25 protein-coding genes are annotated in these 22,741 nt (G+C 69.0%); 9 read left to right on the forward strand and 16 right to left on the reverse strand.

Features of this window, described 5'->3' with window-relative positions:
* Window positions 1-38 precede the first annotated feature (38 nt).
* Together aguA and ER13_RS03535 are read left to right on the forward strand one after the other, a co-directional pair.
* Window positions 39-1,163: an agmatine deiminase gene (gene aguA, locus ER13_RS03530; protein WP_035306577.1), complete on the forward strand. Its 1,125-nt coding sequence runs from the start codon at window positions 39-41 to the stop codon at window positions 1,161-1,163.
* Window position 1,164: 1 nt separating this feature from the next.
* Window positions 1,165-2,067, forward strand: a complete 903-nt coding sequence (locus tag ER13_RS03535; protein WP_035306579.1) for a carbamate kinase — start codon at window positions 1,165-1,167, stop codon at window positions 2,065-2,067.
* Between the two features lie 49 nt (window positions 2,068-2,116).
* On the opposite strand, the gene ER13_RS03540 is transcribed toward ER13_RS03535, so the two are convergent.
* The 4 genes from ER13_RS03540 to ER13_RS03555 all read right to left on the reverse strand — a co-directional run bounded on the left by ER13_RS03540 (window position 2,117) and on the right by ER13_RS03555 (window position 7,151).
* Window positions 2,117-3,319 (reverse strand): efflux RND transporter periplasmic adaptor subunit, encoded by a 1,203-nt coding sequence (locus ER13_RS03540; protein ID WP_035306581.1) that lies wholly within the window; start codon window positions 3,317-3,319, stop codon window positions 2,117-2,119.
* Between the two features lie 2 nt (window positions 3,320-3,321).
* Entirely contained in the window at window positions 3,322-5,691 is a 2,370-nt protein-coding gene (locus ER13_RS03545; RefSeq protein WP_035306583.1) for an ABC transporter permease, read from the reverse strand.
* Window positions 5,688-6,425 (reverse strand): ABC transporter ATP-binding protein, encoded by a 738-nt coding sequence (locus ER13_RS03550; RefSeq protein WP_035306585.1) that lies wholly within the window; start codon window positions 6,423-6,425, stop codon window positions 5,688-5,690. The genes ER13_RS03545 and ER13_RS03550 overlap by 4 nt, the downstream gene beginning before the upstream one ends.
* Window positions 6,426-6,530: 105 nt before the next feature.
* Window positions 6,531-7,151 carry an NAD(P)H-dependent oxidoreductase gene (locus ER13_RS03555; protein ID WP_035306588.1) on the reverse strand — a complete coding sequence of 207 codons (621 nt, stop codon included), beginning with the start codon at window positions 7,149-7,151 and terminating at the stop codon, window positions 6,531-6,533.
* Window positions 7,152-7,306: 155 nt separating this feature from the next.
* Here ER13_RS03555 and ER13_RS03560 point away from each other — a divergent pair, with 155 nt between their 5' ends.
* From ER13_RS03560 to ER13_RS03580, 5 genes are all read left to right on the forward strand, one after another.
* The gene (locus ER13_RS03560) at window positions 7,307-7,942 is read left to right on the forward strand and encodes a helix-turn-helix domain-containing protein (RefSeq protein WP_052004819.1); all 636 of its coding nucleotides are present in this window, start codon (window positions 7,307-7,309) and stop codon (window positions 7,940-7,942) included.
* 59 nt (window positions 7,943-8,001) lie between these two features.
* Window positions 8,002-9,462, forward strand: a complete 1,461-nt coding sequence (locus ER13_RS03565; RefSeq protein WP_008259660.1) for a sensor histidine kinase — start codon at window positions 8,002-8,004, stop codon at window positions 9,460-9,462.
* Complete coding sequence (gene fixJ / locus ER13_RS03570; RefSeq protein ID WP_035306590.1) at window positions 9,455-10,045, forward strand: response regulator FixJ; 591 nt, start codon at window positions 9,455-9,457, stop codon at window positions 10,043-10,045. Before ER13_RS03565 ends, fixJ begins: the two co-directional genes overlap by 8 nt.
* A 66-nt stretch (window positions 10,046-10,111) precedes the next feature.
* Window positions 10,112-10,480: a response regulator gene (locus tag ER13_RS19280; protein WP_081836113.1), complete on the forward strand. Its 369-nt coding sequence runs from the start codon at window positions 10,112-10,114 to the stop codon at window positions 10,478-10,480.
* A gap of 73 nt (window positions 10,481-10,553) precedes the next feature.
* Window positions 10,554-11,177: a sensor histidine kinase gene (locus ER13_RS03580; protein ID WP_052004821.1), complete on the forward strand. Its 624-nt coding sequence runs from the start codon at window positions 10,554-10,556 to the stop codon at window positions 11,175-11,177.
* Window positions 11,178-11,184: 7 nt separating this feature from the next.
* Here the strand turns inward: ER13_RS03580 and ER13_RS03585 are convergent, their stop codons facing one another.
* From ER13_RS03585 to ER13_RS17630, 9 genes are all read right to left on the reverse strand, one after another.
* Entirely contained in the window at window positions 11,185-11,652 is a 468-nt protein-coding gene (locus ER13_RS03585; protein ID WP_052004823.1) for a pyridoxamine 5'-phosphate oxidase family protein, read from the reverse strand.
* Window positions 11,649-12,008 (reverse strand): c-type cytochrome, encoded by a 360-nt coding sequence (locus ER13_RS03590; protein WP_008260903.1) that lies wholly within the window; start codon window positions 12,006-12,008, stop codon window positions 11,649-11,651. The genes ER13_RS03585 and ER13_RS03590 overlap by 4 nt, the downstream gene beginning before the upstream one ends.
* Before the next feature lie 67 nt (window positions 12,009-12,075).
* Window positions 12,076-12,234: a hypothetical protein gene (locus ER13_RS18265; protein ID WP_008259103.1), complete on the reverse strand. Its 159-nt coding sequence runs from the start codon at window positions 12,232-12,234 to the stop codon at window positions 12,076-12,078.
* 141 nt (window positions 12,235-12,375) lie between these two features.
* Window positions 12,376-12,636, reverse strand: a complete 261-nt coding sequence (locus tag ER13_RS03600; protein ID WP_008259074.1) for a nitroreductase family protein — start codon at window positions 12,634-12,636, stop codon at window positions 12,376-12,378.
* Window positions 12,637-12,659: 23 nt separating this feature from the next.
* Window positions 12,660-13,121, reverse strand: a complete 462-nt coding sequence (locus tag ER13_RS03605) for an Hsp20/alpha crystallin family protein (protein ID WP_008261884.1) — start codon at window positions 13,119-13,121, stop codon at window positions 12,660-12,662.
* 76 nt (window positions 13,122-13,197) lie between these two features.
* Window positions 13,198-13,677, reverse strand: a complete 480-nt coding sequence (locus ER13_RS03610; protein WP_035306598.1) for a host attachment protein — start codon at window positions 13,675-13,677, stop codon at window positions 13,198-13,200.
* Between the two features lie 7 nt (window positions 13,678-13,684).
* On the reverse strand, window positions 13,685-14,185 hold the full coding sequence (locus ER13_RS03615) for a DUF2267 domain-containing protein (RefSeq protein WP_052004825.1): 501 nt from the start codon (window positions 14,183-14,185) through the stop codon (window positions 13,685-13,687).
* Window positions 14,186-14,195: 10 nt separating this feature from the next.
* Entirely contained in the window at window positions 14,196-15,764 is a 1,569-nt protein-coding gene (locus ER13_RS03620; RefSeq protein ID WP_035306601.1) for an MBL fold metallo-hydrolase, read from the reverse strand.
* Between the two features lie 24 nt (window positions 15,765-15,788).
* A complete protein-coding gene (locus ER13_RS17630) occupies window positions 15,789-16,643 on the reverse strand; it encodes a universal stress protein (RefSeq protein ID WP_050771617.1) in 855 nt (284 codons plus the stop codon).
* A 75-nt stretch (window positions 16,644-16,718) separates the two neighbouring features.
* On the opposite strand from ER13_RS17630, the gene ER13_RS03630 reads away from it, so the two are divergent.
* Together ER13_RS03630 and ER13_RS03635 are read left to right on the forward strand one after the other, a co-directional pair.
* Window positions 16,719-17,603, forward strand: a complete 885-nt coding sequence (locus tag ER13_RS03630) for a universal stress protein (protein WP_196066361.1) — start codon at window positions 16,719-16,721, stop codon at window positions 17,601-17,603.
* A gap of 14 nt (window positions 17,604-17,617) precedes the next feature.
* The gene (locus ER13_RS03635) at window positions 17,618-20,158 is read left to right on the forward strand and encodes a cation-translocating P-type ATPase (protein ID WP_035306605.1); all 2,541 of its coding nucleotides are present in this window, start codon (window positions 17,618-17,620) and stop codon (window positions 20,156-20,158) included.
* On the opposite strand, the gene ER13_RS17635 is transcribed toward ER13_RS03635, so the two are convergent.
* The 3 genes from ER13_RS17635 to ER13_RS03645 all read right to left on the reverse strand — a co-directional run bounded on the left by ER13_RS17635 (window position 20,148) and on the right by ER13_RS03645 (window position 22,730).
* Window positions 20,148-20,957: a universal stress protein gene (locus ER13_RS17635; RefSeq protein ID WP_052004830.1), complete on the reverse strand. Its 810-nt coding sequence runs from the start codon at window positions 20,955-20,957 to the stop codon at window positions 20,148-20,150. The two genes, ER13_RS03635 and ER13_RS17635, sit on opposite strands and share 11 nt — an antisense overlap.
* An 11-nt stretch (window positions 20,958-20,968) precedes the next feature.
* The gene (locus tag ER13_RS18270; protein WP_008263362.1) at window positions 20,969-21,109 is read right to left on the reverse strand and encodes a hypothetical protein; all 141 of its coding nucleotides are present in this window, start codon (window positions 21,107-21,109) and stop codon (window positions 20,969-20,971) included.
* Window positions 21,110-21,359: 250 nt separating this feature from the next.
* Window positions 21,360-22,730, reverse strand: a complete 1,371-nt coding sequence (locus ER13_RS03645; protein ID WP_230307611.1) for a metallophosphoesterase family protein — start codon at window positions 22,728-22,730, stop codon at window positions 21,360-21,362.
* Window positions 22,731-22,741: the final 11 nt, after the last annotated feature.

Raw genomic sequence — 22,741 nt, forward strand, 5'->3', positions numbered from 1 at the left:
CCGCTGAACCCACCCTCTCGTTTCCGAAAAGGTCCGCCATGTCTGAGGTTCTCGACACCACGCCCCGCGCCGACGGGTTCCGAATGCCCGCCGAATGGGAGCCCCATATCGGTTGCTGGATGATGTGGCCCGAACGGTCGGACAACTGGCGGGGCGGCGCAAAGCCGGCCCAGCACGCCTTCGCTGCGGTGGCGGCCGCGATCGCCGAAGGCGAGCCGGTGACGGTCTGCGTCTCGCCCGCCCAGTATGTGATCGCGCGCGCCATGCTCGCGCCGACCGTGCGGGTCGTGGAAATGACCAGCAACGACAGCTGGATCCGGGACTGCGGCCCGACCTTCGTCGTCAACGACCAGGGCGTGGTGCGCGGCGTCGACTGGAAATTCAACGCCTGGGGCGGGCTGACCGACGGCCTCTACTTCCCATGGGACCAGGACGATCTCGTCGGCGAGAAGGTCATCGAACTTGAGCGCGACGATCGCTACGCCCCGGACTTCGTGCTGGAGGGCGGCTCGATCGACGTCGACGGCGAAGGAACGGTGCTCGCGACCGAGGAGTGTCTGCTGAACCCCAACCGCAATCCCGGCAAGACCCGTGAGGAGATCGAGCAGTCGCTGCGCGACTACCTCGGCGTCGAAACCGTGCTGTGGCTGGAGCACGGCGTCTATCTCGACGAAACCGACGGCCACGTCGACAACATGTGCCGCTTCGTCGCTCCGGGCGAGGTGGTGCTGACCTGGACGGACGACCGCGCCGACCCGCAGTACGCCCGCTCGGCCGCGGCGCTGGAGCGCCTGGCCGGTTATCGCGACGCCCGCGGGCGTCCTCTGCAGGTGCACAAGCTGCACCAACCGGCGCCGGTGCTGATCACCGCTGAAGAGGCCGCCGGCGTCGACAAGGTGGCCGGCACCCTGCCGCGCGAGCCCGGCGACCGGATGGCGGCCTCCTATGTGAATTTCTACATCGCCAACGCGGTGGTGGTCGCGCCTGCCTTCGGTGATCCGCAGGACGCCCCCGCAATGGAGACATTGGCCCGACTGTTCCCGAACCGGCGAATCCTCTCCGTGCCTGCGCGGGAGATCCTGTTGGGCGGGGGCAACATCCATTGCATCACCCAGCAGGAACCGCTGGGGGCGCGCGAGCGCGCCGCAAGTCGGCCCCGGTGACATGCGGCGCGTGATCGCCGTGGGCGGCAACGCCCTGTTGCGCCGGGGCGAGCCGCTGTCGGCCGAAAATCAACGGCGCACCATGGCGGCGGCCGCCCCGGGGCTGGGCCGGGCGTGCGACGGTCACGATATCGCCCTGGTCCACGGCAACGGTCCCCAGATCGGCCTCCTGGCGCTGGAGGCGGAAGCCTATGAGGCGGCCCCTGGCTGGCCGCTCGACGTGCTGGGAGCGGAATCCCAGGGCATGGTCGGCTATGTCATCGCCCAGGCGCTGCGCAACGCCCTTCCCGCCCGCGAGGTCGCCGTGGTGCTGACCCAGACGCGGGTGGATTCCGCCGATTCCGCCTTTCTTCGGCCGACCAAGCCGATCGGCCCGGTCTATGCGTCGGACGTGGCCAAGGCGTTGGGCGCGGCGCGGGGCTGGACCTTCGCGCCCGACGGCTCCGGACTGCGGCGCGTCGTCGCCTCGCCCACGCCGCTCGAGATCGCCGAGGCGGCGACCATCGCCCGGTTGGTGGGGGCCGGCGTGATCACCGTCTGCGCCGGCGGCGGCGGCGTTCCGGTCGCCGACGCCCCGGACGGGTCCCGCCATGGCGTCGAGGCCGTGATCGACAAGGATCTGGCGGCGGCCCTGCTGGCCGCGCGGCTGGACGCCGACGAACTGCTGATCCTCACCGATGTCGATGCGGTCTACCTCGACTGGGGGCGGCCCCATGCGCGAGCGGTTCGGGACGCCCGGGCGGAAGACCTGCTGGGCCGCGACTTCGCCGAGGGCTCGATGGCGCCCAAGGTGCGCGCCGCGTGCGGCTTTGCGCTTCAGACCGGGCGGCCCGCCCTGATCGGGACGCTGGACGACATCGACGGCCTCCTGGCCGGCGCATCGGGCACCCGTATCCGACCCTGACATCGTTCGGAATGGCGTCGCTGTGCGGCCGACGAAGCTCGGACGGACGTCACCCCGCGCGCCGGGTCTTCACCCGGACGCCGTCCCGCACCTGGTCCGAAGGAAAGACCACCAACGAATCGCCGTCGGCTGCGCCCTCCAGAATTTCCGCGTCCCGGTCCGTGATCGCCCCGACCTTGACCGGACGCAAACGCGCCCTGCCCTGCTCAATCCGGAACACGGCCCATCCTCCGCTGTCGCGCACCAGCGCACCGGCCGGGGCGATCACCGCCGACGGGGTTTCGTGCAGGAACACCCGTCCCCAGACGCGATAGCCGGGCGCGAGCCCCGCGCGGCCGGATTCAGGACCAGTGAAACGCAGCATGACCCGCGTCCGCTGCTCCTCGATCCCCAGAGCAGATATCTTTGTGAAGGCCTGCGGCTCGACCAGCCGCACCTCGGCGGGAAGGTCTGCGGCGCCGCCCCAGTCATAAATCTCGGCCCGGTCGCCCGGCCGGATCCTGACGGCGTCCTGGGACAGGAATTCGATCTGCGCTTCCAGCCCTGCGGTCGCCCCCACCTCCACCAGCGGCGTGCCGGCGGCGACGTCGCGCTCGCTCTGCTGCAGCAGGGCCGTCACCACGCCGGATGTCGGGGACGTGATGGGGATCAGGCCGGCGCCCGCTGCTTCGGGACCGGTCAAAACCGCCTGGGCCGCCGCCACATCCGCGCGCCGGGCGAGAACCGCCGCGTCACCCGCCCGAAGCGCCTCGCGCGCGGATGTGGCCGCCGCCTGGGCGTTCTCCAGACCCTGGCGTGAGACGACGCCCTGCGCCGCCAGCGGCTCCAGCCGCGCCTGCGCCCTCGCCGCCCGGTCAGCCTCGGCCCTGAACTGAAGGCGCTGCGCCTCGGCCTGGGCCAGCATCGCGCGCGCAGCTGAAATGGAGGCCTCGGCCTGGGCGCGCATGCGTGGATCGAGAAAGGCAGAACGCGCGGGGCGCAGGGTCGCCACGACCGTGCGCCCCGCGATCACGGCGTCGCCCACCTCAAGCGGCAGCCGGGTCAGATGACCACTGACCGGGGCCGACACGACATAGGCCTGACGTACACGCGCCCACCCCTGGTCCGAGACGGTTTCCGCGATCGGCCCGCGATGCACGGCGGCAGCCTCCACCGTGACCGGACGGGGCGCGAACAGGACCGCCAGAATCGCCGCGGCCGCGAGCGCCAGCCCCCCCATGACGATCCAGCGTGTGTTGCGTTTTGCGGCCATGATTACTCCCGGGTCTTGAGGGCGGCGACAAGGTCAAGGCGCCAGATACGCTGACCGACGAGAACGGCGGCGGCCAGGACGGCGGCGAAATAGACGCAGACGGCGACGCCGTAGCCGTGCGCGGTGATGATCATCGGAAGTTGCATCTCCTGCTCCGCAAAGGCCGCGACGAGCGTCCTGGCGAGCGCCACGCCGCCAATGACGCCGAGAGGCATGGCCACAAGGGCCAACAGGAAGAGCTCACCCAGCAGGATGTAGGCGCATTCCGACTGGTCGAGGCCGAGAACCCGCAGGGTGGCCAGATCACGGCTGCGATCGGCGAGCGCGATCCGGGCGACATTATAGGCGACTCCGAAAGCGATGGCGGCGGCGAAGCCCGCGAAGAAGGTCATCTCGTCGTTCAGGATGCGCATGAAATTGGTCCGATACGCCTCGACCGTATCCGCGCGTGACGCGGCGCCCACGATCGCGGGCGCGCCCACGACGGAGCGGTAGAATTCGGCGCGACGGTCGCTCGCGACCTGGAGGGTCACCAGATTGACCAGGTCTCCCTCGCCCATGATCTGGCCGAGCGCCCGGCGGTCCATATAGGTGGAGAAGCCCGCGTAGTCCCGCGTGGTCCCCGTAACCGGCAGCACCACCCGGGGACGCCGGCCCTCGCTGACCTCGAGTTCCACCAGGTCGCCCGGCTTGACGCCCATACGCCCCGCCAGCGATTCTGAAAGGATCAAGCCCCGCCCCTTGAAGGGCACGCGGTGATCATCCGCGTCGATGGGCAGGGAGAGCACCGCGTCCGGCTCAAGGCCGGCGACGTACCCCTGTTCCTCGCGACCGTGGGCGCGGATGCGCGCGGCGGCGTAGCGCTCGCCTTCGGCCGCGACCACGCCCGGCAGGCGTCGAACCTCCGCCACCGCGACCACGCCTCGGTTCTCGGCGAAGGCCACGGCGTCCGTCCAGTGGCGCGCCCGGAAATAGGCCTGGTCGATCACCTCGTTGAGGCTGCCGAACATGAATTGCGAACCGACCAGCAGAGCCAGGCTCACCGCCAGGCCCAGCAGCGTCGACACGGCCCGGGTCGGAAAACGCTCGAGATTGCGGACGATCATCCGGCTGGACTGGTCCAGCCGCTCCCACAACGGAATCCGTTCAAGGAAACCTTTGCGATAGGCCGCCGGGGCCGGCGGGCGCATGGCCACCGCCGGTTCGAGGCGGGCGGCGCGCCTGGCGGCGAACAGCGATCCGCCCAGGGCGGCCGCGACGGAGAAGACCGAGGCCACAAGAAAGGCCTGCCAGGAAAACTGCAGGTCGAGGCGCGGAAAGCGCATGTACTGCGCCAGAAGCTCGGTGATGACCCGGCCCATCCAGGCGCCCAGAAGTCCGCCCCCGATCGCTCCGACCACGCCGATCAGCGCAGCCATCTTCAGATAGACGGCCGCCGCGTCGATATCGCCGTAACCGAAGGCTTTCAGCAGGCCGATCTGTTCGCGCTCGCTCTGCACCAGACGCCCCAGAACCATCTGCACCAAAGCCGCCGCCACCAGCAGAAACACCGGCGGAATGACCCAGGCGACGATCCCGAACCGGTCGATGCGATCCTGCTGGAACCGGTTCGAGACCTGGTCGGCGCGCCCCACCGCCGGAACCCCTCCATAGGGAGAGAGAATGCGGTCGACCGCCGCCAGAACGGCCGCCTCGCGCGCGCCCGCCGCAAGCTTGAGCGAGACCATGGCGAAGGCTCCGCCCAGGCCCGTCACCTTCTCGACCGTGGTCCTCGGCGCCCAGAACACGCCCTGGTGCGCTTCGTCCGGCATCATGGAGGCAGGACCGGGCACATAGACGAACTCCGGCGACAGGGCGGCGCCGACCACCTTGAAGGCGACCTGGCGACCGTCGATGACCATGGTCACCCGTTCGCCCATCTGAATGTGCGCGGCGTCGAGAAAGGTCTTGAGCGCCAGGGCCTCGTCGGTCCGCCCGGGCTCGGGATACCGGCCCTGGATCAGGACCAGCTTGTTCAGCGCCTGCCGCGGATCGTCCGGCAGAGAGATCAATTGGGCTGTGGCCGGACGCGTCAGCCCCGGGATCTGCATCAGGCCGTAGTTCACCGCGCGGGCGTCCACCGCGACGACGCCGTCGATGGTCGCCAGTTCCCGGGCGGCGGCCAGGGGCGCGGGCTTGACGCGGGCGAAGACGTCCGCAAACCGGGTCGTCTCATAGTAGCGGCCCTGGGCGACGACCAGCGCCTCCTGGGCCGAGAAACTCATGACGGCGACCGAAACCCCGCATGTGATCAGCAGGGCGATGGCGAGCACCTGCAGCCGCATGCGCCAGAGGTCGCGCAGGAGCTTGCGATCCAGCGACGAAGGTTTCACCAGCGCATCTCCCGCGGCGCGATCTTGCGGCTGTTCCGGATCGTCTCGGCGATCTGTCCATCCCGGAACTTGACGACCCGGTCGGCCATGTCCGCGATGGCGGCGTTGTGCGACACGATCAGGGTGGTGGCTCCCACGGCGGCGGTCACTTCCGCGATGGCTTCCAGGACCTGGATCCCGCTCTCGCTGTCGAGCGAACCGGTCGGCTCGTCGCAAAACAGCAGCTGCGGCCGTTTTGCGATGGCGCGGGCCACCGCCACGCGTTGCTGCTGCCCCCCGGACAGCTGCGCCGGAAAATGATCCATCCGATCCGCCAGCCCCACCCGCTCCAGCGCCTCTTCCGGCGACATCGGGTCGGTCGCGATTTCGGTGATCAGGGCCACATTCTCCCGGGCCGTCAGGCTCGGCACGAGGTTGAAGAACTGAAATATGAAACCCACGGACGCCCGTCGGTAGCGGGTCAACGCCGCGTCGGACGCGCCCGTCAGCTCGAAGGTCCTGAATTTCGCCGAGCCCGCCGTCGCACGATCCAGACCCCCGAGGATGTTGAGCAGAGTCGATTTTCCCGAACCCGAGGGACCGATCAGCACCAGGGTCTCGCCTTCGCGGATCTGGAAATCGACGCCGCGCAGCGCATGCACGGCCCCGGCCTCGGTCTCGGTCTCGTAGACCTTGGTCAGACCCTGGATGTCGAAGGCGATCGCGACGTCAGAGGCTGCTAAGGGAGAGGACATGAAGCTTGAGACCAGGCGGACCCTTTCCGGGCATGTTCGGACAATGCCACTTCGAGCGAAGGCGCGACTTGATGGAGGTCAACAGGGCCCCAGGGTGCGCAGAACCTAGGCGATCGGTGTGTGGCTGGCCATTAGTCGGCGGGCGCGGCGGTCGACCTCGGCGCAACATTCCTTAAACCGTACGGGAGCCAGTCCTGGCCCGATGGCGCCGAAGTTGTGACGATCCGCGATCTCCAGACCGGTCATGAGCGAGAGATGCTCATCGAACTGTTTATGCATGGCGGCCCAGGCGCCGCTGCGCTCTACCCAGTCCTGAGGCGCGCCGGACGAGGTGAAGCTGACAAGCTTGCGCCCGACCAGCAGAGGTTGATTGCCGCCGCGCTGGATCGGCGAATAGCCAAAGCCCATCCCGAAGACGCGATCCACATAGCCCTTCAGCATGGCCGGCGGCGCATTGAACCAGAGCGGATAGAACAGGGCGAAAACATTGGCGTCGCCGATCGCCTGGCGCTCGCGCACGACATCCGCCCGAGGCGCGTAACCGGGATGGTCCGGCATCTCCCGCGCGCGCATTCGCGGATCGAAGCCCAGGCGATAGAGGTCGCGCACCTCCACGACCGCCCCGTCGGCGCGGCACGCGTCCGCAAAGGCGGTCGCCATCGCCAATGTGAAGCTGCGGCGGCGAGGATGGGCGGCGATGACGGCGATGTGGAGGGACTGGGTCATGATCCAACCATGCCCCACCGACGGGCGGCGGCCTTGATCTCGCTCAAGGCGGGGCGTTTCGATCGCCTCCGTACCGACCCTTAGGGGCCGCTCCTGAATGTCGCGCAGATTGGCGGCTCTCTACTCAGATCGGGTCAGACAGGGAGAACCAGACGATGAGCGCCGCTGAAAGCTTCGCCTCCGCCCGTTCGATCGGCCACGACGCCTGGATCGGCGCGGCTCGGATGAGTTTCGCCGAGGGCAAGGAAATTTACGCCCAGGACGAAGACGCCGACCTGATCTACCGCGTGATCCGCGGCGCGGTGCGGACCTCACACCTGCTGGCAGATGGACGCCGCCAGATCGGCGACTTCTACTACGAAGGCGAAGTTTTCGGCCTGGAGTTGTCGTCGGCGCACCGGTTCTCGGCGGAAGCCCTCACGTCTTGTGAAATCGCCATGATCCGTCGAAGCTCCCCGGCGTCCGGCCGTGACGTCCAGGTCGACCGGCTGATGTGGGCGGCGGCGGGGTCGGAGCTGGCTCGGGCGCAGTCTCACATGCTGCTGCTTGGCCGGACCACTGCCGCCGAGAAGGTGGCCCGCTTCCTTCTGGACGTCCAGGCGCGGTGCTCGGGCGACGCGGCGATCCTGCCGATGAGCCGGCAGGACATGGCCGACTACCTCGGCCTGACCATCGAAACCGTCTCACGCATGCTGAGCCGGTTCCAATCAGAGGGCTTGATCCGTTTCGCTGGCGCGCGCCGTTTCAACGTCGTGCGGCCTACGAGCCTGGCCGCCAGCGCCGCATTCTGAACCGCCGTGCCGCTAAACGTGCTATATCGCCCCCAAGACGTGGAGCACGGGAAGGGGTGTTGCAGATTCAGTCGTCGATCCTGCGTCACACCCCGGGCCGCTGGGGCTATGCGGTGGCGGTCTTCGGCGCCCTGATCGCCCTGCTCCTGCGTCTACTGGCTGATCCGGTCTTCAATGACCGAAGCTTCCTGCTGCTCAACGTCCCGGTGATGCTCGCGGCGGCCGCCTTGGGCGGACGAGGCCCGGCGCTACTGGCCGCAGGCTTGTGCCTGCTCGGGAGCGTCCTGGTCTTGGGTGAGGCTTTCTGGCTCGGCCCCGCCAACCGGATCGAGGCCTTGGTCTTCCTCGTCATGGGGCCGGCGATCGCAGTGGTGGGGGAGCGACTGTGGCGAGGCGCCCGCGAGGCCGAAAGCCGGCAGGCGCAACTGCAATCCATTCTGGAGACCGTGCCGGAGGCCATGATCGTCATCGACGAGGCCGGGATCATGCAGTCGTTCAGCCCGACGGCCATGCGCCTGTTCGGCTGGAGCGCCGAGGAAGCGATCGGCCGGAACGTCAGTCTTCTGATGCCTGAACCCTACCGCCACGAGCACGATGATTACCTCAGCCGCTACCAGACCACGGGGGAACGTCGCATCATCGGCCTCGGCCGCATCATCGTCGGTCAGCGCAAGGACGGCTCCACCTTCCCGATGGAATTGGCGGTCGGCGAGGCGCGGATCGGAACCGGCCGCTTCTTCACCGGATTCGTCCGGGACCTGACCGAACGGCGGGCGCAGGAGCGGCGGCTTCAGGAGTTGCAGTCCGAGTTGGTCCATGTCTCCCGGCTCACCGCCATGGGGGAGATGGCCACCGCCCTCGCTCACGAGCTGAATCAGCCCCTGTCCGCCATCGCCTCCTACACCATGGGGTCAACGACCCTGCTCGCCTCGCCGAAGCCGGACCTGGACAAGGTGCGGAACGCCTTGTCCGCCGCCGGAGATCAAGCCCTGCGGGCCGGCGACATCATCAAGCGCCTGCGGGAGTTCGTCGCCAAGGGCGAGACCGAGCATGTGCTGGCGGACCCCGTGAAACTCATGGAGGAGGCGAGCGCCCTCGCCCTCGTGGGCGCCAAGGACCAGGGGATGCGGGTCGATCTCGCCTTTGACCGGAACACCGGCCCCGTCATCGTCGACAAGGTGCAGGTCCAGCAGGTCGCCCTAAACCTGATCCGCAACGCGATCGACGCCATGGGGGATGCGCCGAAAAGAGCGCTCCATATCGCCGTGGCGGAGGACGACGGCGATATGGTCCGCTTCACGGTCTCCGACACAGGGCCGGGCGTTCCGGAGACTGTTCTTGAGCGGCTGTTCCAGCCCTTTGTGACGACCAAGCCGGACGGCATGGGCATCGGCCTGTCGATCTGCCGCGGCATCATCATGGCACACGGCGGCCGCATCTGGGCCGAGAATCCGCCGGAAGGCGGAGCCCGATTCATCTTCACCTTGCCGACAGCGGACCAGGAGACCGCAGATGAGTGACCGAATCCATGTCATCGACGATGATGACGGCGTTCGCCAGGGGCTGGCTTTTCTTCTTGAGGCCCACGGGCTCGACGCGCAGTTTCATGCTTCAGCGACCGCCTTCCTGGCCGATGTCGAGGACCGGGGTGCCTGCATCGTGACGGACATCCGCATGCCGGAAATGACGGGTCTCGAACTCGTGAAACGGCTCCGCGACGAGGGCGATCAGACGCCCGTGGTGGTGATCACCGGACACGGCGACGTACCCTTGGCGGTCCAGGCGATGAAGGCCGGCGTGCACGACTTCCTGGAGAAGCCCTTCAGCGACGCACACCTGGTCGACGCCGTCAGGTCGGCCCTCGCCGAGCGGCCGCAGCCGGACGCCGCCCGGCGCGAGGCCGAGGCCCGGCTGTCTTCGCTGTCGCCCCGCGAACGGGACGTCCTGGCCGGAGTCGTGGAGGGCAAGCTGAACAAGGTGATCGCCTTCGAACTGGACATCAGCCCGCGGACCGTCGAGATTTATCGCGCCAATCTGATGAGCAAGACCGGCGCGCACAACATGGCGGAGCTGATGCGGATCGCCCTGGCCGCCGGCCTCTGACTTGCGCCAGATCAATGCGGTTGGACGGCAGACGCCTTAACCAAAGGCTTCACTTTGAAGCCGTCCATGTCTCTATCTCCACCACCGGTCGTTCTGCTCGTTGAAGACGACCCCGCTGTCCGCGCCGCGCTCGCCTTCGCCCTCGAAACCAGGAATTTCACCGTCGTCCTGGCCGTCAACGCCGCCCATGCGCTGGCTCAGGATGTCGAATCCGCCGCTGCCCTGATCCTTGACCAGAATCTTCCCGATGTTCAGGGGCTCGAGCTTCTGTCCTTGCTCCGTCAGCAAGGGGTAGCGGGGCCTGCCGCCCTGATCACGACTCACCCGCCCACGGACCTGGAGAACCGCGCGCGGGCCGCAGGCGTCCCGATCTTCGACAAGACCCGGCTTCATGATGGTCTGTTCGCCTGGCTCGCCGACGTGGTCCGGCCCTAGTCCGGCGGATTTCGGGCCGCGCCTCGTCCGCGCATGACTTGGATCAAACGCCGACCTGCCGGCGAAGGGTAGCTTGGCCGACAACCACAAGGAGATCGCCATGCCGCTGCAAAGCCAGGACGCGCGCGACGCTGTTCGCGCGGCTCATCACCAGATCGGGAACAGCCTGCAGTCTGTCGTCAGCCTCCTGCGCCTCGAAGGGCGTTCGGCGCGGCCGGAAGCCGCCGGCGTCCTCCTGGAAGCAAGTCGCCGGGTCCAGACCGTCGTGCGTCTACACCAGCGCCTGCAGGAGAATGGCGGGACCGTCCGCCTCGACGATCTGCTCGGCGACGTCTGCAGGGACGTGGCGGAACTCGACGCGTTGGATCGGGACGCCGAGATCCACATCGACGTCCACCCCTCCACGATGGACGCCCAGCGCGCCTCGGCTCTTGCGGCGGTCACCGCGGAATTGGTCGGCAACGCCCTGGAGCATAGCCTGGCGCGACGCTCCGGCCGGATCTCCGTCCTGCTGGCTCCTGCCGGAGAAAGCCTGATGCTGACCGTGACGGACGACGGAGAAGGCGCGGCCGGCGGTCGGCTGCCGGAAGGGTTCGGCCTGTCGCTGGTGCGCAGCCTGTGTCGTCAGTTGGAAGGCCAGTTCGCCTATGAGACAAGCGGTTCCGGAACGTGGGTCCGACTGGTCTTCCCTGTGTAAAGCCTGGCTAAACAGTATCCAGCCGGAAACGACGGGGCGCGCTGCGGCCGTCGCTCACCGTCACGAGACTCAGGCTTTCCGGCGAGAAACGGAAAAGCGCCACGGCGTTGGAGGCGGCGCCGAAGGCATGCTGATCGCGTCTGCACTTCGCAATCAGGTCGTTGACGTGCGCGACGAGCTCGAGGTCGACAACCTCTGCGGCGCGCCCGGTCATGGCGACGCCCAAGGCGTCCGCTGAGTCGGCGCCGGACCGCACCACCGCCGCCGTCCGGTCGTCCGCCGCCAGACGCTCGGTCCGAAGACTGTCGCGCGCAGAGACGAAATAGAGGATCAGGCCTTCGTTCACATAGCCGACCGTCGCCGCCCAGGGGTAGCCGTCGGCGCCGTTGACCGCGACCGTCGCCAGCCTCTGGCTGTCAAGGAGGCGGACCGCGTGGCGAACCACCTCGGGCGGCGCGGGAAGACGCTCGGTCACGGCGTGCGCTCCTCCGCCTGGAGCGATTCCAGATAGGCGATCAGGTCGTCGATCTCGCGCGCCCGGAACACATAGTCCGGCATCGACGGATGGTCGGCGATCGCGCCGTCGACGAAGCGGTTCTCAAGCTCCGACAGGGACCGTCGTCGCACGATGTCGCGAAAGGGCGGGGCCGTCTCCATCGGACTGGTTCCGGTCCGCGCCACGGCGTGGCAACTGGCGCAGGTCCGCCGCGCCACCCAGCCGCCCCGATCGGCCGCGTCCTGCTGGACCGTCCGCTCGACCGTCGGCTCCTGAGCGGCAGCCGCCGCTGCGAGATTGATCAACACCAGGGCGACAAGATGAACGCGGATCATGGGCTGTTTCTCCAATTGTCAGCTTGGCTCTTGTCCGAGGCGGCGCGTGTTCGGGGGCGAGCGCGCCTCAGGCGTCCGGACGTCGGCTGCGCCAGGCGGCCCACCCCGCAAGGGCGGCGAAGGCGGTCAGACCAGCGAAAATCGCGCCGCTCGTCACCGGCCGCGCGCGCGCCTGATCGCCCAGATGCTCCGCGCCCGCCTCGACCTCGCGTCTCAGGCGCCGCATTTCCCTGCGCCCCGCCTTTCGCCAGCGCTTGGCGGACTTCCGCAAGGCCGCCGTTCGCTCATCGACGGCATCATGCAGACGGGCGGCGGCATCGTGGGGGTTATGGGTTTCAGACCGTTCATGGGACATGGAAAACTCCTTTCATCGGAGGATCATGGTCGTTTGGCCGACGATAACCTTGACCGATATCAAGATGCTCTGAAGCCCCCTCCATAGGCTCGCAGAATACCGGGCGAGCCGTTCGCGCCCCTCGATGACGAAGAAGCGCCAGGGCTGCTGGTTCATGCCGCTGGGCGCCCAGACGGCGTCCTCGACCACCCCCTGGATGAGATCGCAACCGAGAGGGACGTGGCGGTAAAGACGGACCGCCCGGCGGCCTCGAATGGCGTCACGCGCGTCCATGACGCCCTCCCGGTCGCGACGGCCTAATGCGACGCCTGGATGGCGACGGTCCGTGTCGTCGCCTGGCCGTCCTTGGGCGCGGAAATCTTCAGCACGCCGTCCTTCATCACCGCAGTGATCTTGTCGGCGTCGACGCTGCGCGGCAGGACGATCGAGCGCGAGAAGGCGCCGTAGCTGCGCTCGGACAGGCGATAGTCCTTCTCCTCGACGGTCTTCTCCGCCTTCTTCTCGCCGCTGACGGTGAGCACCTCGTCCTCGACGGCGACCTTGACCTCCGCCTGGGTCAGGCCTGGAAGCTCGATGCTCAGCTCGAGGCCGTCCTTGGTCTCCGTGACGTCCATGCGCGGCGAGAGGGCGAGGTCGGAGCCGATGTTCCAGCCGGCGAAGCGGTCGAACAGTCGGTCGAATTCCCGCTGGATCGGCCCCAGGGGACCAGGAACGGCCGACCTGGCGGGAACGGAAGGCGATGTCGGGTGGGAGGCCATGAGAAAATCTCCTTGAATGGCTTGAACGCCACGACAATTCCCGATGCGCCGCCGACGCGTCTTGATAAGCGTCAAATCAGCTCGAATATCCCGTCAGCGGCCCCAGCAGCCGCCCCCGGCCGAGACGCTCGAACCAGGTGTCGAGCGCATGGTCCGGTTCCCGGGTCAGGTCCTTGCCGATCGTGCGCGCCACAAGCGCGACGCGGCCGTCGCGGAACCGGCGTCGCAGCGGCCCGATCAGTTGCGGAGGCGCAGCCAGGACCACGCCCTGAAGCCCGCGCCGTCGCACCAGTTCCACGGCGCGGCTCGCGATAGTGGCGACGAAGGCCTCCTTGGCGGGGCGCAGATAATCCTCCCGTCCGACGGCGTGCCGCAGCCGCCCCACGCTGTTGAAGGTTCGGGCCGGCGGGCTGGCGCGGAGTTCGCGGCGCAGACGACGGAGCGAGGCCGCATTGTCGATGGCCTCCAGGGTGACGAAGGCGCCGGTCTCGACGTCCCGTTCCACGAACCGGGCGCGCCCGCCGTCGGCCAGCACGAAGAGCAGTCCCTTGCGCATGACGACCTCACCTCCCCCCGGCTTCGACCGGCCATAGCGTGCGTAGCGCACCCGGCGAATGTCGAATGATCTTGTCGACCTCGCCCGGATCGAGCCGCTTGGCGGCGACCGCCAACACGGCCTGCGCGGCCGCAATCGTCTCGCGCGGAAACCCGGGCGGCAGCCGGCCTTCGACGTCGTCGAGGAAGGTCTTGAGGTCCCGCGAGCCGCCGGCCTCCTCAGGACGCCAGCCTTCCAGGACGAAACCTCGCATCAGCATCGGCAGCTGCGCCGACAGGCCAAGAACCAACGCCAGCGGCAGCCGGTCGCGCAACCCCTGCAGCACGGCGCACGTGGCCCCGTAGGCCTCGACCCGACTGCACGGCGGCAACCGCGTCTCGACGGCGCGCAGCCATTCATTCGTCTCCTGGACCGTCGTGTCGAAGACGGGAAGCCCGGTGCTCATGACGTCCTCCTCCTTTCGTCGCAGCATCGACGCCTGCCGGACGGCCGCCTTGATCTCGGTCAAGCGCCGTCGGTCACAGCAGACGACCAAGCCGTTGCAACAGCGCCGTCCGCGCGCCGTCGTCCGGCTGCGCCTGCAAAACCTCGTTCAGGCGCACCAGGAAGTCGGCCCGATCATTGTGCCAATCGAGCCGCGCCGCCTGTCCCGGCGCCAGGCGCGGCCGCCCCCCGACCAGGCGCTCGGCCGAGGTCTTCGTCAGGACGAAGGCGTCGTCCATGGCCGGGACGGCCGTTCTCCATCCTCCGTCGGCCAGCCTTGCGCGCAGGGCCTCCAGCGCTACGGGTTCGCCGTGGTCGAGCAGGACGCTTCCTCCCACCTGTCCGCGCGCCTTCAGCCAGTTCACGAGATCCGTCGCGTCGGCGTGGCCGGAATAGGCGTCAAGGGTGCGAATCCGCGCCCCGACCCGGATGTCCTCGCCCTGGATGCGGAGGATCGGCCGGCCCTCCAGCAGCAGGCGGCCAAGCGTTCCCGCCGCCTGGAAGCCGGTGATCAGCACCGTCGTCTCCCGTCGCCACAGCAGCCGCTTCAGATGGCGACGGATCCGGCCGGCGTCGCACATTCCGCTGCCGGCCAGGATCACGTGCCAGCCCCGTATGCGCTCCAGGCCGTCGCTCTCCTGCGGCCGCTGCAGATGATGCAGGCGCGTCGCATGACGCAACGTCTCGAACGGATTGGAGCCGGCGTCCGGATTCCAGCCCCGCCGCAGGAAGACGTCGGTCGCCTCAATGGCCAGCGGCGAGTCCAGGTAGATTTCCCCGGCGAGCGCGGGGTCGGCGTCCATGACGGCGAGGAGGTCGAGGATCAGCTCCTGCGCCCGTCCGACCGCGAAGGTCGGCATCAGCAGCGGCCCGCCGGCCGCCTGGGCCGCCCGCAACTCCTCGGCCAGCCCTGCGCGGCGTCCCTCCAGGTCGAGATCCTCGCGGTCACGGTCGCCATAGGTGCTCTCCAGGATCACATGGTCCACGTCGCGGGGGCCGTCGGGTGCGGGCAGGAAGGGCTGGCGCCCCGAGCCCAGGTCGCCTGAGAACAGCAGGCGGACGGTCTCCCCGCCTGCCGCGATCGCCAGTTCGATCGACGCCGCGCCGAGCAGATGCCCGGCCGGCCACCAGGTCGCCTCCATGCCCGGCCCCGCCGCGAACCGTTCGCCGAACTTCACCGTCTGGAACAGGCGCAGCGCGGGATCCACGTCGACGGTCGAATAGATCGGCTCGACCGGCTTTTCGCCGCGACGCAGCTTGCGTCGGTTCAGATGCTCCACCTCGCCTTCCTGGATCTCGGCGGAGTCGGCCAGCATCACCTCGCACAGATCGCGCGTCGCGCGGGTGGCGTAGATCGGCCCGCGATAGCCGGCCCGAACCAGCTTGGGCAGCAGGCCGGAATGGTCGATGTGGGCATGGGTCAGAAAGACGCCGTCGATCGAAGCCGGGTCAAAGGGAAAGGCTTCGTAGTTCAACGTCTTCAGCGTCTTCGGCCCCTGGAACATGCCGCAATCCACCAGGAACCGGCCATGGTCGGTGTCCAGCCGCATGCAGGAGCCGGTCACGCACTCCGCCGCGCCGTGGAAAGTCAGGGTGAGGCTCACGCGCAGGATCTTTCCATCACGGCGTCAGTGCGCCAGGACCAGGCTCGGCCCGTCCGCGTCCTTCAGGAAGGCCCGCGTGGCGCCGCCGAACATAGTCTCGCGCAGCCGCGAATGACCGTAGGCGCCCGCGACCAGCAGGCCCGAACGGCGGGAGCGCGCGGCGCCGACCAGGGCCGGCCCCTCCTCACCCTCCACCAGAACCGCGACCCCTTCGCCGACGCCATGGGCCTTCAGATAGGCGTTGAGCCGATCGACATCCGGGTCAGCTGTGGACCTGTCGAGGCCGGACACGCACTGCAGGATATGAATCTCCGACGCCATGGCCAGAAGCGGCAGGGCGGCGCGGACGGCCCGCCCCGCCTGCGGGCTGCCGTCCCAGGCGATGGCGGCCGGGCCGTCCAGCCTGGCTGGATCGCCACGGCCGACCAGGACCGGCGCGCGCAGGTCGAGCAGGATCTGGGCGAGTGCGTCGCGCCCCGCGCCGGCCGCATAGGCCTGTCCCATGACGACCAGGTCGCACAGGGCCAGGATGCGCGTCAGCGCCAGGGCCGGCCGCAGCCCGCGCTCCAGCACCGCCATCCGGGGGGCGCCGTCGCCGGCGCCGAAGACCACGTCATGGGCGGCTGCGGCACGGGCGGCCGTCGCCTCGATGCGGCGCTGCAATTCGAGCTGCGCCCGGGCCAATTCGTCGATCGCCTCCTGCGACAAGGTGGAACCGAGGGTCAATCCCAGCGTCACCATGTCCACGGCCATGTCCGGATAGACCGGCAGAACCTCCACACTCCCCTCGTGCTGGGCAGCTAGGGCCGCCGCGAAGGCCAAGGTCTCGCCGTCGCCAGCGCCCCCGTCCGTGATCGCCACCAAGCGCTTCAGGCTCATGTTCCGCTTCTCCCTGATGACCGACACCCTGGGCGCGCCCTCCGGCCTCCACCTTGATCAATGTCAATCGGCCGCTTGACCCTGATCAAGGCCCCCTCCCCGCAAGGCGTCATCCTGCTGTCCAAGGAGAACGCCATGACCTACGCCAGCCTGATCGTCGCCGTGGAGTCCGGAGAGGCGGGCGACGCCGCCGTCCGCCAGGCCGTTGAACTTGCCGCGCGGTTCTCGGCCGCTCTGACCGGCGTGTGCACCGTGGCCGTTCCGCCGCTGATCGGCGACGACCCCTTCACCGGCGGCGCCGCGCTCACGGTCTTGCTCAGCGACTACGAGGCGACCGCCGAGGCGGAGCTCCTGACGGCCGAAAGACGGTTTCGCGCCTTGGCCGAGGGTCTCGCCGTCGATTGGCGCGGCCGGATCGGATGGCCCGCCTACGTTCTGATCGAGCACGCCCGCCTCGCGGACCTGATCGTCATGCCGGGCCGCATCCCCAGGCCGCCCTATGGCCGGTCGAACCCCGTCGATATCATCATGAGCGCCGGACGCCCGGTCCTGATCGTCCCTTCCAGTGCGGGCCCGGCGCTCGGCCGGCCGGCCCTGGTGGCCTGGAAGGACACGCGGGAGTCCCGGCGGGCGGTCGCCGGCGCCGTTCCCCTGCTCAAGCAGGCGTCGGGCGTTCGTCTGGCCCAGGTCTGCGCCGGGGAGGATCGCGGCGACGCCCAGGCCGCGCTCGTCGAGGTCGCGACCTTTCTCGCGCGTCACGGGATCGAGGTCGATATCGAGATCCTGTCCGCCGAAGACGCTGCGGCAGGGAACCGGTTGCTGGACCACGCCAAGGAGACAGGTTGCGGCCTTCTGGTCGCCGGCGCCTACGGTCATTCCCGTTTGAGGGAGTGGGTTCTCGGAGGCGTGACCCGATCGCTTCTGGATCGGAGCGACCTGTGCCTGCTCCTCGCGCACTAGGCTCGCCCGGACGCATGCCGCCAGACTTCGCCGACGCCTGGGACGTCGCGGCGTCCCCGCGAGACAGGCGCGGCCTCGAGGAGGCCGAAGCGCGCCGCCGTCTCGAGAGCGGCGGGCCGAACAGCCTTCAGCAACCCGAAAACCGAACGATACGGGCCAGCGTCTACGACGCGGCGCGCGAGCCGATGCTGCTTCTCGTGGCCGCGGCGGCGCTTCTCTATCTGGTGATCGGCGATCATGGCGAGGGCCTCTTCCTGATCGGCGGCGTGTTGGTGACCCTCGCCCTTGTGGTCGTTCAGGACCTTCGCGGCGAACGCGCCCTGGCGGCGCTGCGGACCCTCGCCCAGCCGTCCGCGCGCGTCATCCGGGACGGTCGCGAACGCCGCATTCCGACCCAGGATCTCGTGCCCGGCGACCTCGTCCTCGTCGGAGAGGGTGAAAGACTCCCCGCAGATTGCCGCCTCCTCGGGGGCGACATGCTGGGCGTGGACGAATCCGCCCTGACGGGGGAATCCGCCACAGTGCTGAGGACGCCCGGCGGCGCGGGCGACGATGCGCGCCTGTTCGCGGGAACCCTGATCGTGCGAGGGCACGCGGTCGCCGAAGTGATCCTGACCGGACCTCGCACGGCGCTGGGGCGGATCGGCGGCGCCTTGGCCGAGATGGGCGACGAGCCCACGCCCCTGCAACGGTCGTCCGGGCGGCTCGTGCGTCTTCTGGGCCTGGCCGCCCTGGTCTTCTGCGCCCTGATCACTGCGGCCTACGGCCTGACGCGCGGCGACTGGATGGAGGCGATCCTGGCGGGGATGACCTTCGCCATCGCGCTGATCCCAGAGGAATTCCCGATGATCCTCACCGTCTTCATGGCCCTCGGCGCCTGGAGGCTGGCGCGCCACAATGTCCTCGTGCGCCGCCCCGCCGCCGTTGAAGCGCTCGGCGGCGTCACCCTGCTGTGCGTCGACAAGACCGGAACCCTGACCGAGAACCGCATGGAGCTGGTCCGGCTGACGGTCGACGGCGTCGACCATGCGATCGCCGACGGCCTGCCCGCCTCCGGCGCCGCCGTGCTGAGAACCGCCGCCCTGGCCTCGGCGCGCCGGTCGATCGACCCCATGGATCGGGCGGTGCTGCGCCTTAGCGCGGCGTCGGAGTCCGATCCGGTCAGGAGTTGGCCGCTGCGCCCGGAGAAGCCTGTGGTCGTGCAGCTCTGGTCCCGACCGGAGGGCGCGTTCGCGGCCGCCAAGGGCGCGCCGGAAGCCGTGTTCCGGCTGTGCCGCCTGCCCCCGGACCAGGCCGCCGCGCAGCTTCGCGCGGTGGACCGCCTCGCCGGCGAGGGCCTGCGCGTGCTCGCCGTCGCCGCCTGCCGAACCTCGGAGTCTTTTCCTGACGATCCCTGGGAGGCCGTCTTCGTCTACGAAGGCCTGCTGGGCTTTGTCGATCCGCTGCGCCCCGACGCGGCTGCAGCGCTGCGGGACGCGCGCGAAGCCGGGATCGCCGTCGCCATGATCACCGGCGACCATCCGGCCACGGCTCTGGCCATCGCCCGCGAGGCCGGTCTGGACGAGACGGCCGGCGTCATGACCGGCCAGGACGTCGCCGCCTTGTCGCAGGAGGCCCTTCCGAGCCGTGTCAGGGACGTTCGCATCTTCGCCCGGGTCACGCCCGACCAGAAGCTGCGGCTGGTCCAGGCCTTCAAGGCGGCGGGCGGCGTGGTCGCCATGACCGGAGACGGCGTCAACGACGCCCCCGCTCTGGAGGCGGCCCATATCGGCATCGCCATGGGACAGCGGGGCACGGATGTCGCGCGCGAGGCGGCGGACATCGTCCTGCTGGACGACCGGTTCGCCTCCATCATCGGCGGAGTGCGGCTCGGACGCCGCATCTTCGCGAACCTGCAAAGGGCCCTGACCTATGTCACGGCCATCCACGTGCCCATCGCCGGCCTCGCGCTCGCGCCGGTCCTTCTGGGCCTGCCGCCGCTGCTGTTTCCCCTCCATGTCGTTCTGCTCGAGCTTGCGGTCGATCCGATCTGCGCCCTGGTGTTCGAGGCCGAACCCTCCGAGCGGAACGCCATGCGCCGTCCCCCCCGTCCGGCGGGATCGCCGCTGTTCGGACCGAGGCAGGTGATCGCCGCCCTGGCCCAGGGCGCGGGCGTCCTCGTCCTGGTCCTCGGCCTGTATGTCTGGGGCCTGTCCTGGGCGACCGAGGCCGAGGCGCGGGGCGCCGCCTTCCTGGCCCTGATCGGGGGCAATCTGATGCTCGGCCTGGTCGATTCCGCCGCCTCAGCGCGCATCTTCGCGCGCCAGCGACGCGCCTACTGGGTCATCGTCCTGCTCATGTCGGGGGCGATGAGCCTCATCTTCGCCGCGCCGCCCCTCGCCCGGATGTTCACCCTCCAGCCGCCCGGCCCTGCGCTTCTGGCCGCCGCAGTCGCGGTCGCAGTCCTGGGCGGCGGGTGGGCCGTGCTGGCCCGTCTGGCCGGCGACTTCACGGGGAAGGACCGGAGTCCTGGTCACAGGGCGGCCGTCCCGGAGACGGCGCCGCTCAGTGGATGAGCAGGCAGGCGCGTCCGGTCTGCTGCAACAGCGCGTGGGTGACGCCGCCCAGCACGACTTCCCTCAGTCGGCCGCGACTATAGGCGCCCGCTACGATAAGATCGCTGTCGTCGTCTTCGGCGATCTGCAGTAAGCCTTCCGCCGCATCGGCGTCCGCTATGTCTGTATTCTGCCAGCCCTCCGCCGGCAATCCGTACCCCTTGAGGAAGTCGACGGCGTCCGCCAGCTGGGGTGCGGTCGTCCCCTCCCCCAGCGCCGCCACCAGGATACGGTCGGCGCGCGACATCAGCGGCAGTCCGGCGGATAGAGCGAGGCGCGCTTCGCGCGAGCGCTTGTAGCCGATCAGGACCCGTCTGAACCGCAGGGTCTCGGCGGACCTCGGCACGGCCAGCACCGGTCGGCCGGCCTGGAGGACCAGACGGCTCAGATCCGCCTGACCCAGATCGGTGTCCAGCGCACGGTGCTGGCGCGTCACGATCAGGTCGCAACGCGCCGCCTGGTCGAGCAGGAAGGCGGTCACATCGAGAACCCCGGCGCTGCGGAAGTCGAGCGCGAACCCGTCGGCCGCCTCGCACAGGGCCTGTTGGAGCGACTCGATCAGGTCGTACATCTCACGCTCTCGCGCCTGCGCCTGTGCGAGGGGAAAGGCTGCGGCGACGAAGGGATCGGGCAGCCGCCCAGGGGCGGCGGCGACGAGATCGCGCACCTGGTAGTCCCGGGCGAACTGCAGAAACGGCGGCGCGAAGCGCAGCGGCGCGTCGCCGTCATCGAGGTGGAACATAACGCTGCGCAGGGTCATAGCCGTACTCCTCAAGCCAGGCTCGACGCGCCGGTCTGGCGCGCGAGGAAGGCGTCGATGGCGTCGCCCTCGAAGCGGCCAAAGTTGCGGGTGAGCTCGATGTGAACACGTTCTTCAAACGCGTGAATCACGTCCTCGGTGCTGAGCGTCATGGCCGTCTCCTAGCGAGCGCTGGGCAGATCAGCAGATATCCGGGAGGCGGCCTTGACCAATATCAAGACTCTGCGGCTCTGACGGCGCTCGTCGGACGCCTCGACTGCGGAGGATATCCGACGACGCGCCGCCTATGTGGCCGGCGCCGCCAAACGCATGCAGGCGGTCCGGACCATAAGTTGGCCAGCCCGTCACCCTGACTCGGGCCGGAAAACGCCAGCCTCCGGCGCTTCAGAAAAAAAGGGCGGATCAGTCCCCCCGCTCTTCCCCCTCCAGCGTTTCCATCCTGGCGACCCCTTCCTCGCCCTTCGTCAGGCGGAAGGCGTCCAGTTCTCGGCCTGTCGCGGTGAAGGCGCGATAGACCACCGCGTCTTGCGACACATACAGCGTCTGGAAGGTCTGGGTCCGCGCGGCCGTCCGGTCGGCCCAGGTCAGATCCGCCATCGGATACATCTTCGGCCCGGCGACCGAGACCACATAGGTCGAGCCCTGGTCCGACCTGTGGCCGGGGCCGGCGTTGGTCATGGCCCCCTCGCCTATGGCGCCGCGCGCATAGCCGTGGTCGTGGGCCTGAAGCACCAGGTCCACTCCATACTTGTCGATTAGCGGCTTCAGCGCATCGCGGACGCGGCTGTTGTCCCGGTCGGGGTCGATCGAGAACAGCGGGAAGTGCAGGAACAGCACTGTCCAGCGGTTCGGATTGTCGGCAAGGACCTGATCCAGCCATCGCACCATTTCGGCCCGCATGGCTTCGTCGCCATGGAACAGCGGGGCGTCGATCGAGATCAGGCGCAGACCCTGATAATCGACGGTCCAGGCGGTTTCCTTCAGACGTTCGGCGCCCGCCGGCCCGGTCTCCGGCAGGGTGAACTGCCGGCGCCATTGGGGGTTCAGGATCGGGCCGCGGCCGTATTCGTGATTGCCCGGCGTCGGCATCTGCGGCGTCTGGGCGTACAGGAAGCCGCCCGAGGCGAACCATTCGCCCCATTCATTGTCGCTGTCATGCCGGTTGATCAGGTCGCCGGCGTGGATGACGAAGGCGGCGTCGCCCGCCTTGCGGAACCCCATCCTGAGCGTGCGCGACGCCTCGCTGAGGATATTGTTCTGCATGTCCCCGAAATACAGGAAGGTGAAGGGCTCGGGCGTCGCGGCGGCCGTCCTGAACTGCAGCCACTCGGACCAGGCCTCACCCGAACCGACCCGGTAGACATAGACCGTCGCCGGCTTCAGCCCCTTCATTACGGCCGAATGATAGGCGGCGCGGAAGTCCGCCGCCTCGCGCACCGCCAGGACCGCGTCGTCGGTGGTCGCGGCCACGCGAACGGCGGAGGCGATGAAGTCCGGCCCGTCCTGGGCCTCGGCGAACTCCACCTGACCGTCCAGGCCCGGCGCGGTGCGCCAGGTGACGGCCATCTGATGGGCCGGATCAGCGGTCAGGTTGAGAATGATCCGCTCCGGCTGCACCGTCGCCGGCGCTATCGGGCGTTCGGACGCCTGGACCGGCGCTGGTTCGGGGCGATCCGGACGCTGCGTCTGGGCCAGTGCCTGGGCCTGGGCGCCGGTGGAGACGCCCAGGGCCGCGACAGCGGCCCCGAGCATGAGGGTGCGAACAAACATCATTTTCGTCACCC

The sequence above is a fragment of the Brevundimonas sp. EAKA genome (assembly GCF_000698025.1).
GTDB classification, from domain to species: domain Bacteria; phylum Pseudomonadota; class Alphaproteobacteria; order Caulobacterales; family Caulobacteraceae; genus Brevundimonas; species Brevundimonas mediterranea_A.

What these genes read in the sequence shown, in the direction of transcription:
- aguA (WP_035306577.1), top strand. Translation starts at nt 39, where the DNA reads ATGTCTGAGGTTCTCGACACCACGCCCCGCGCCGACGGGTTCCGAATG.
- ER13_RS03535 (WP_035306579.1), top strand. Translation starts at nt 1,165, where the DNA reads ATGCGGCGCGTGATCGCCGTGGGCGGCAACGCCCTGTTGCGCCGGGGC.
- ER13_RS03540 (WP_035306581.1), bottom strand. Translation starts at nt 3,319, where the DNA reads ATGGCCGCAAAACGCAACACACGCTGGATCGTCATGGGGGGGCTGGCG.
- ER13_RS03550 (WP_035306585.1), bottom strand. Translation starts at nt 6,425, where the DNA reads ATGTCCTCTCCCTTAGCAGCCTCTGACGTCGCGATCGCCTTCGACATC.
- ER13_RS03555 (WP_035306588.1), bottom strand. Translation starts at nt 7,151, where the DNA reads ATGACCCAGTCCCTCCACATCGCCGTCATCGCCGCCCATCCTCGCCGC.
- ER13_RS03560 (WP_052004819.1), top strand. Translation starts at nt 7,307, where the DNA reads ATGAGCGCCGCTGAAAGCTTCGCCTCCGCCCGTTCGATCGGCCACGAC.
- fixJ (WP_035306590.1), top strand. Translation starts at nt 9,455, where the DNA reads ATGAGTGACCGAATCCATGTCATCGACGATGATGACGGCGTTCGCCAG.
- ER13_RS19280 (WP_081836113.1), top strand. Translation starts at nt 10,112, where the DNA reads ATGTCTCTATCTCCACCACCGGTCGTTCTGCTCGTTGAAGACGACCCC.
- ER13_RS03590 (WP_008260903.1), bottom strand. Translation starts at nt 12,008, where the DNA reads ATGATCCGCGTTCATCTTGTCGCCCTGGTGTTGATCAATCTCGCAGCG.
- ER13_RS18265 (WP_008259103.1), bottom strand. Translation starts at nt 12,234, where the DNA reads ATGCGGCGCCTGAGACGCGAGGTCGAGGCGGGCGCGGAGCATCTGGGC.
- ER13_RS03600 (WP_008259074.1), bottom strand. Translation starts at nt 12,636, where the DNA reads ATGGACGCGCGTGACGCCATTCGAGGCCGCCGGGCGGTCCGTCTTTAC.
- ER13_RS03605 (WP_008261884.1), bottom strand. Translation starts at nt 13,121, where the DNA reads ATGGCCTCCCACCCGACATCGCCTTCCGTTCCCGCCAGGTCGGCCGTT.
- ER13_RS03610 (WP_035306598.1), bottom strand. Translation starts at nt 13,677, where the DNA reads ATGCGCAAGGGACTGCTCTTCGTGCTGGCCGACGGCGGGCGCGCCCGG.
- ER13_RS17630 (WP_050771617.1), bottom strand. Translation starts at nt 16,643, where the DNA reads ATGAGCCTGAAGCGCTTGGTGGCGATCACGGACGGGGGCGCTGGCGAC.
- ER13_RS03635 (WP_035306605.1), top strand. Translation starts at nt 17,618, where the DNA reads ATGCCGCCAGACTTCGCCGACGCCTGGGACGTCGCGGCGTCCCCGCGA.
- ER13_RS17635 (WP_052004830.1), bottom strand. Translation starts at nt 20,957, where the DNA reads ATGACCCTGCGCAGCGTTATGTTCCACCTCGATGACGGCGACGCGCCG.
- ER13_RS18270 (WP_008263362.1), bottom strand. Translation starts at nt 21,109, where the DNA reads ATGACGCTCAGCACCGAGGACGTGATTCACGCGTTTGAAGAACGTGTT.
- ER13_RS03645 (WP_230307611.1), bottom strand. Translation starts at nt 22,730, where the DNA reads ATGATGTTTGTTCGCACCCTCATGCTCGGGGCCGCTGTCGCGGCCCTG.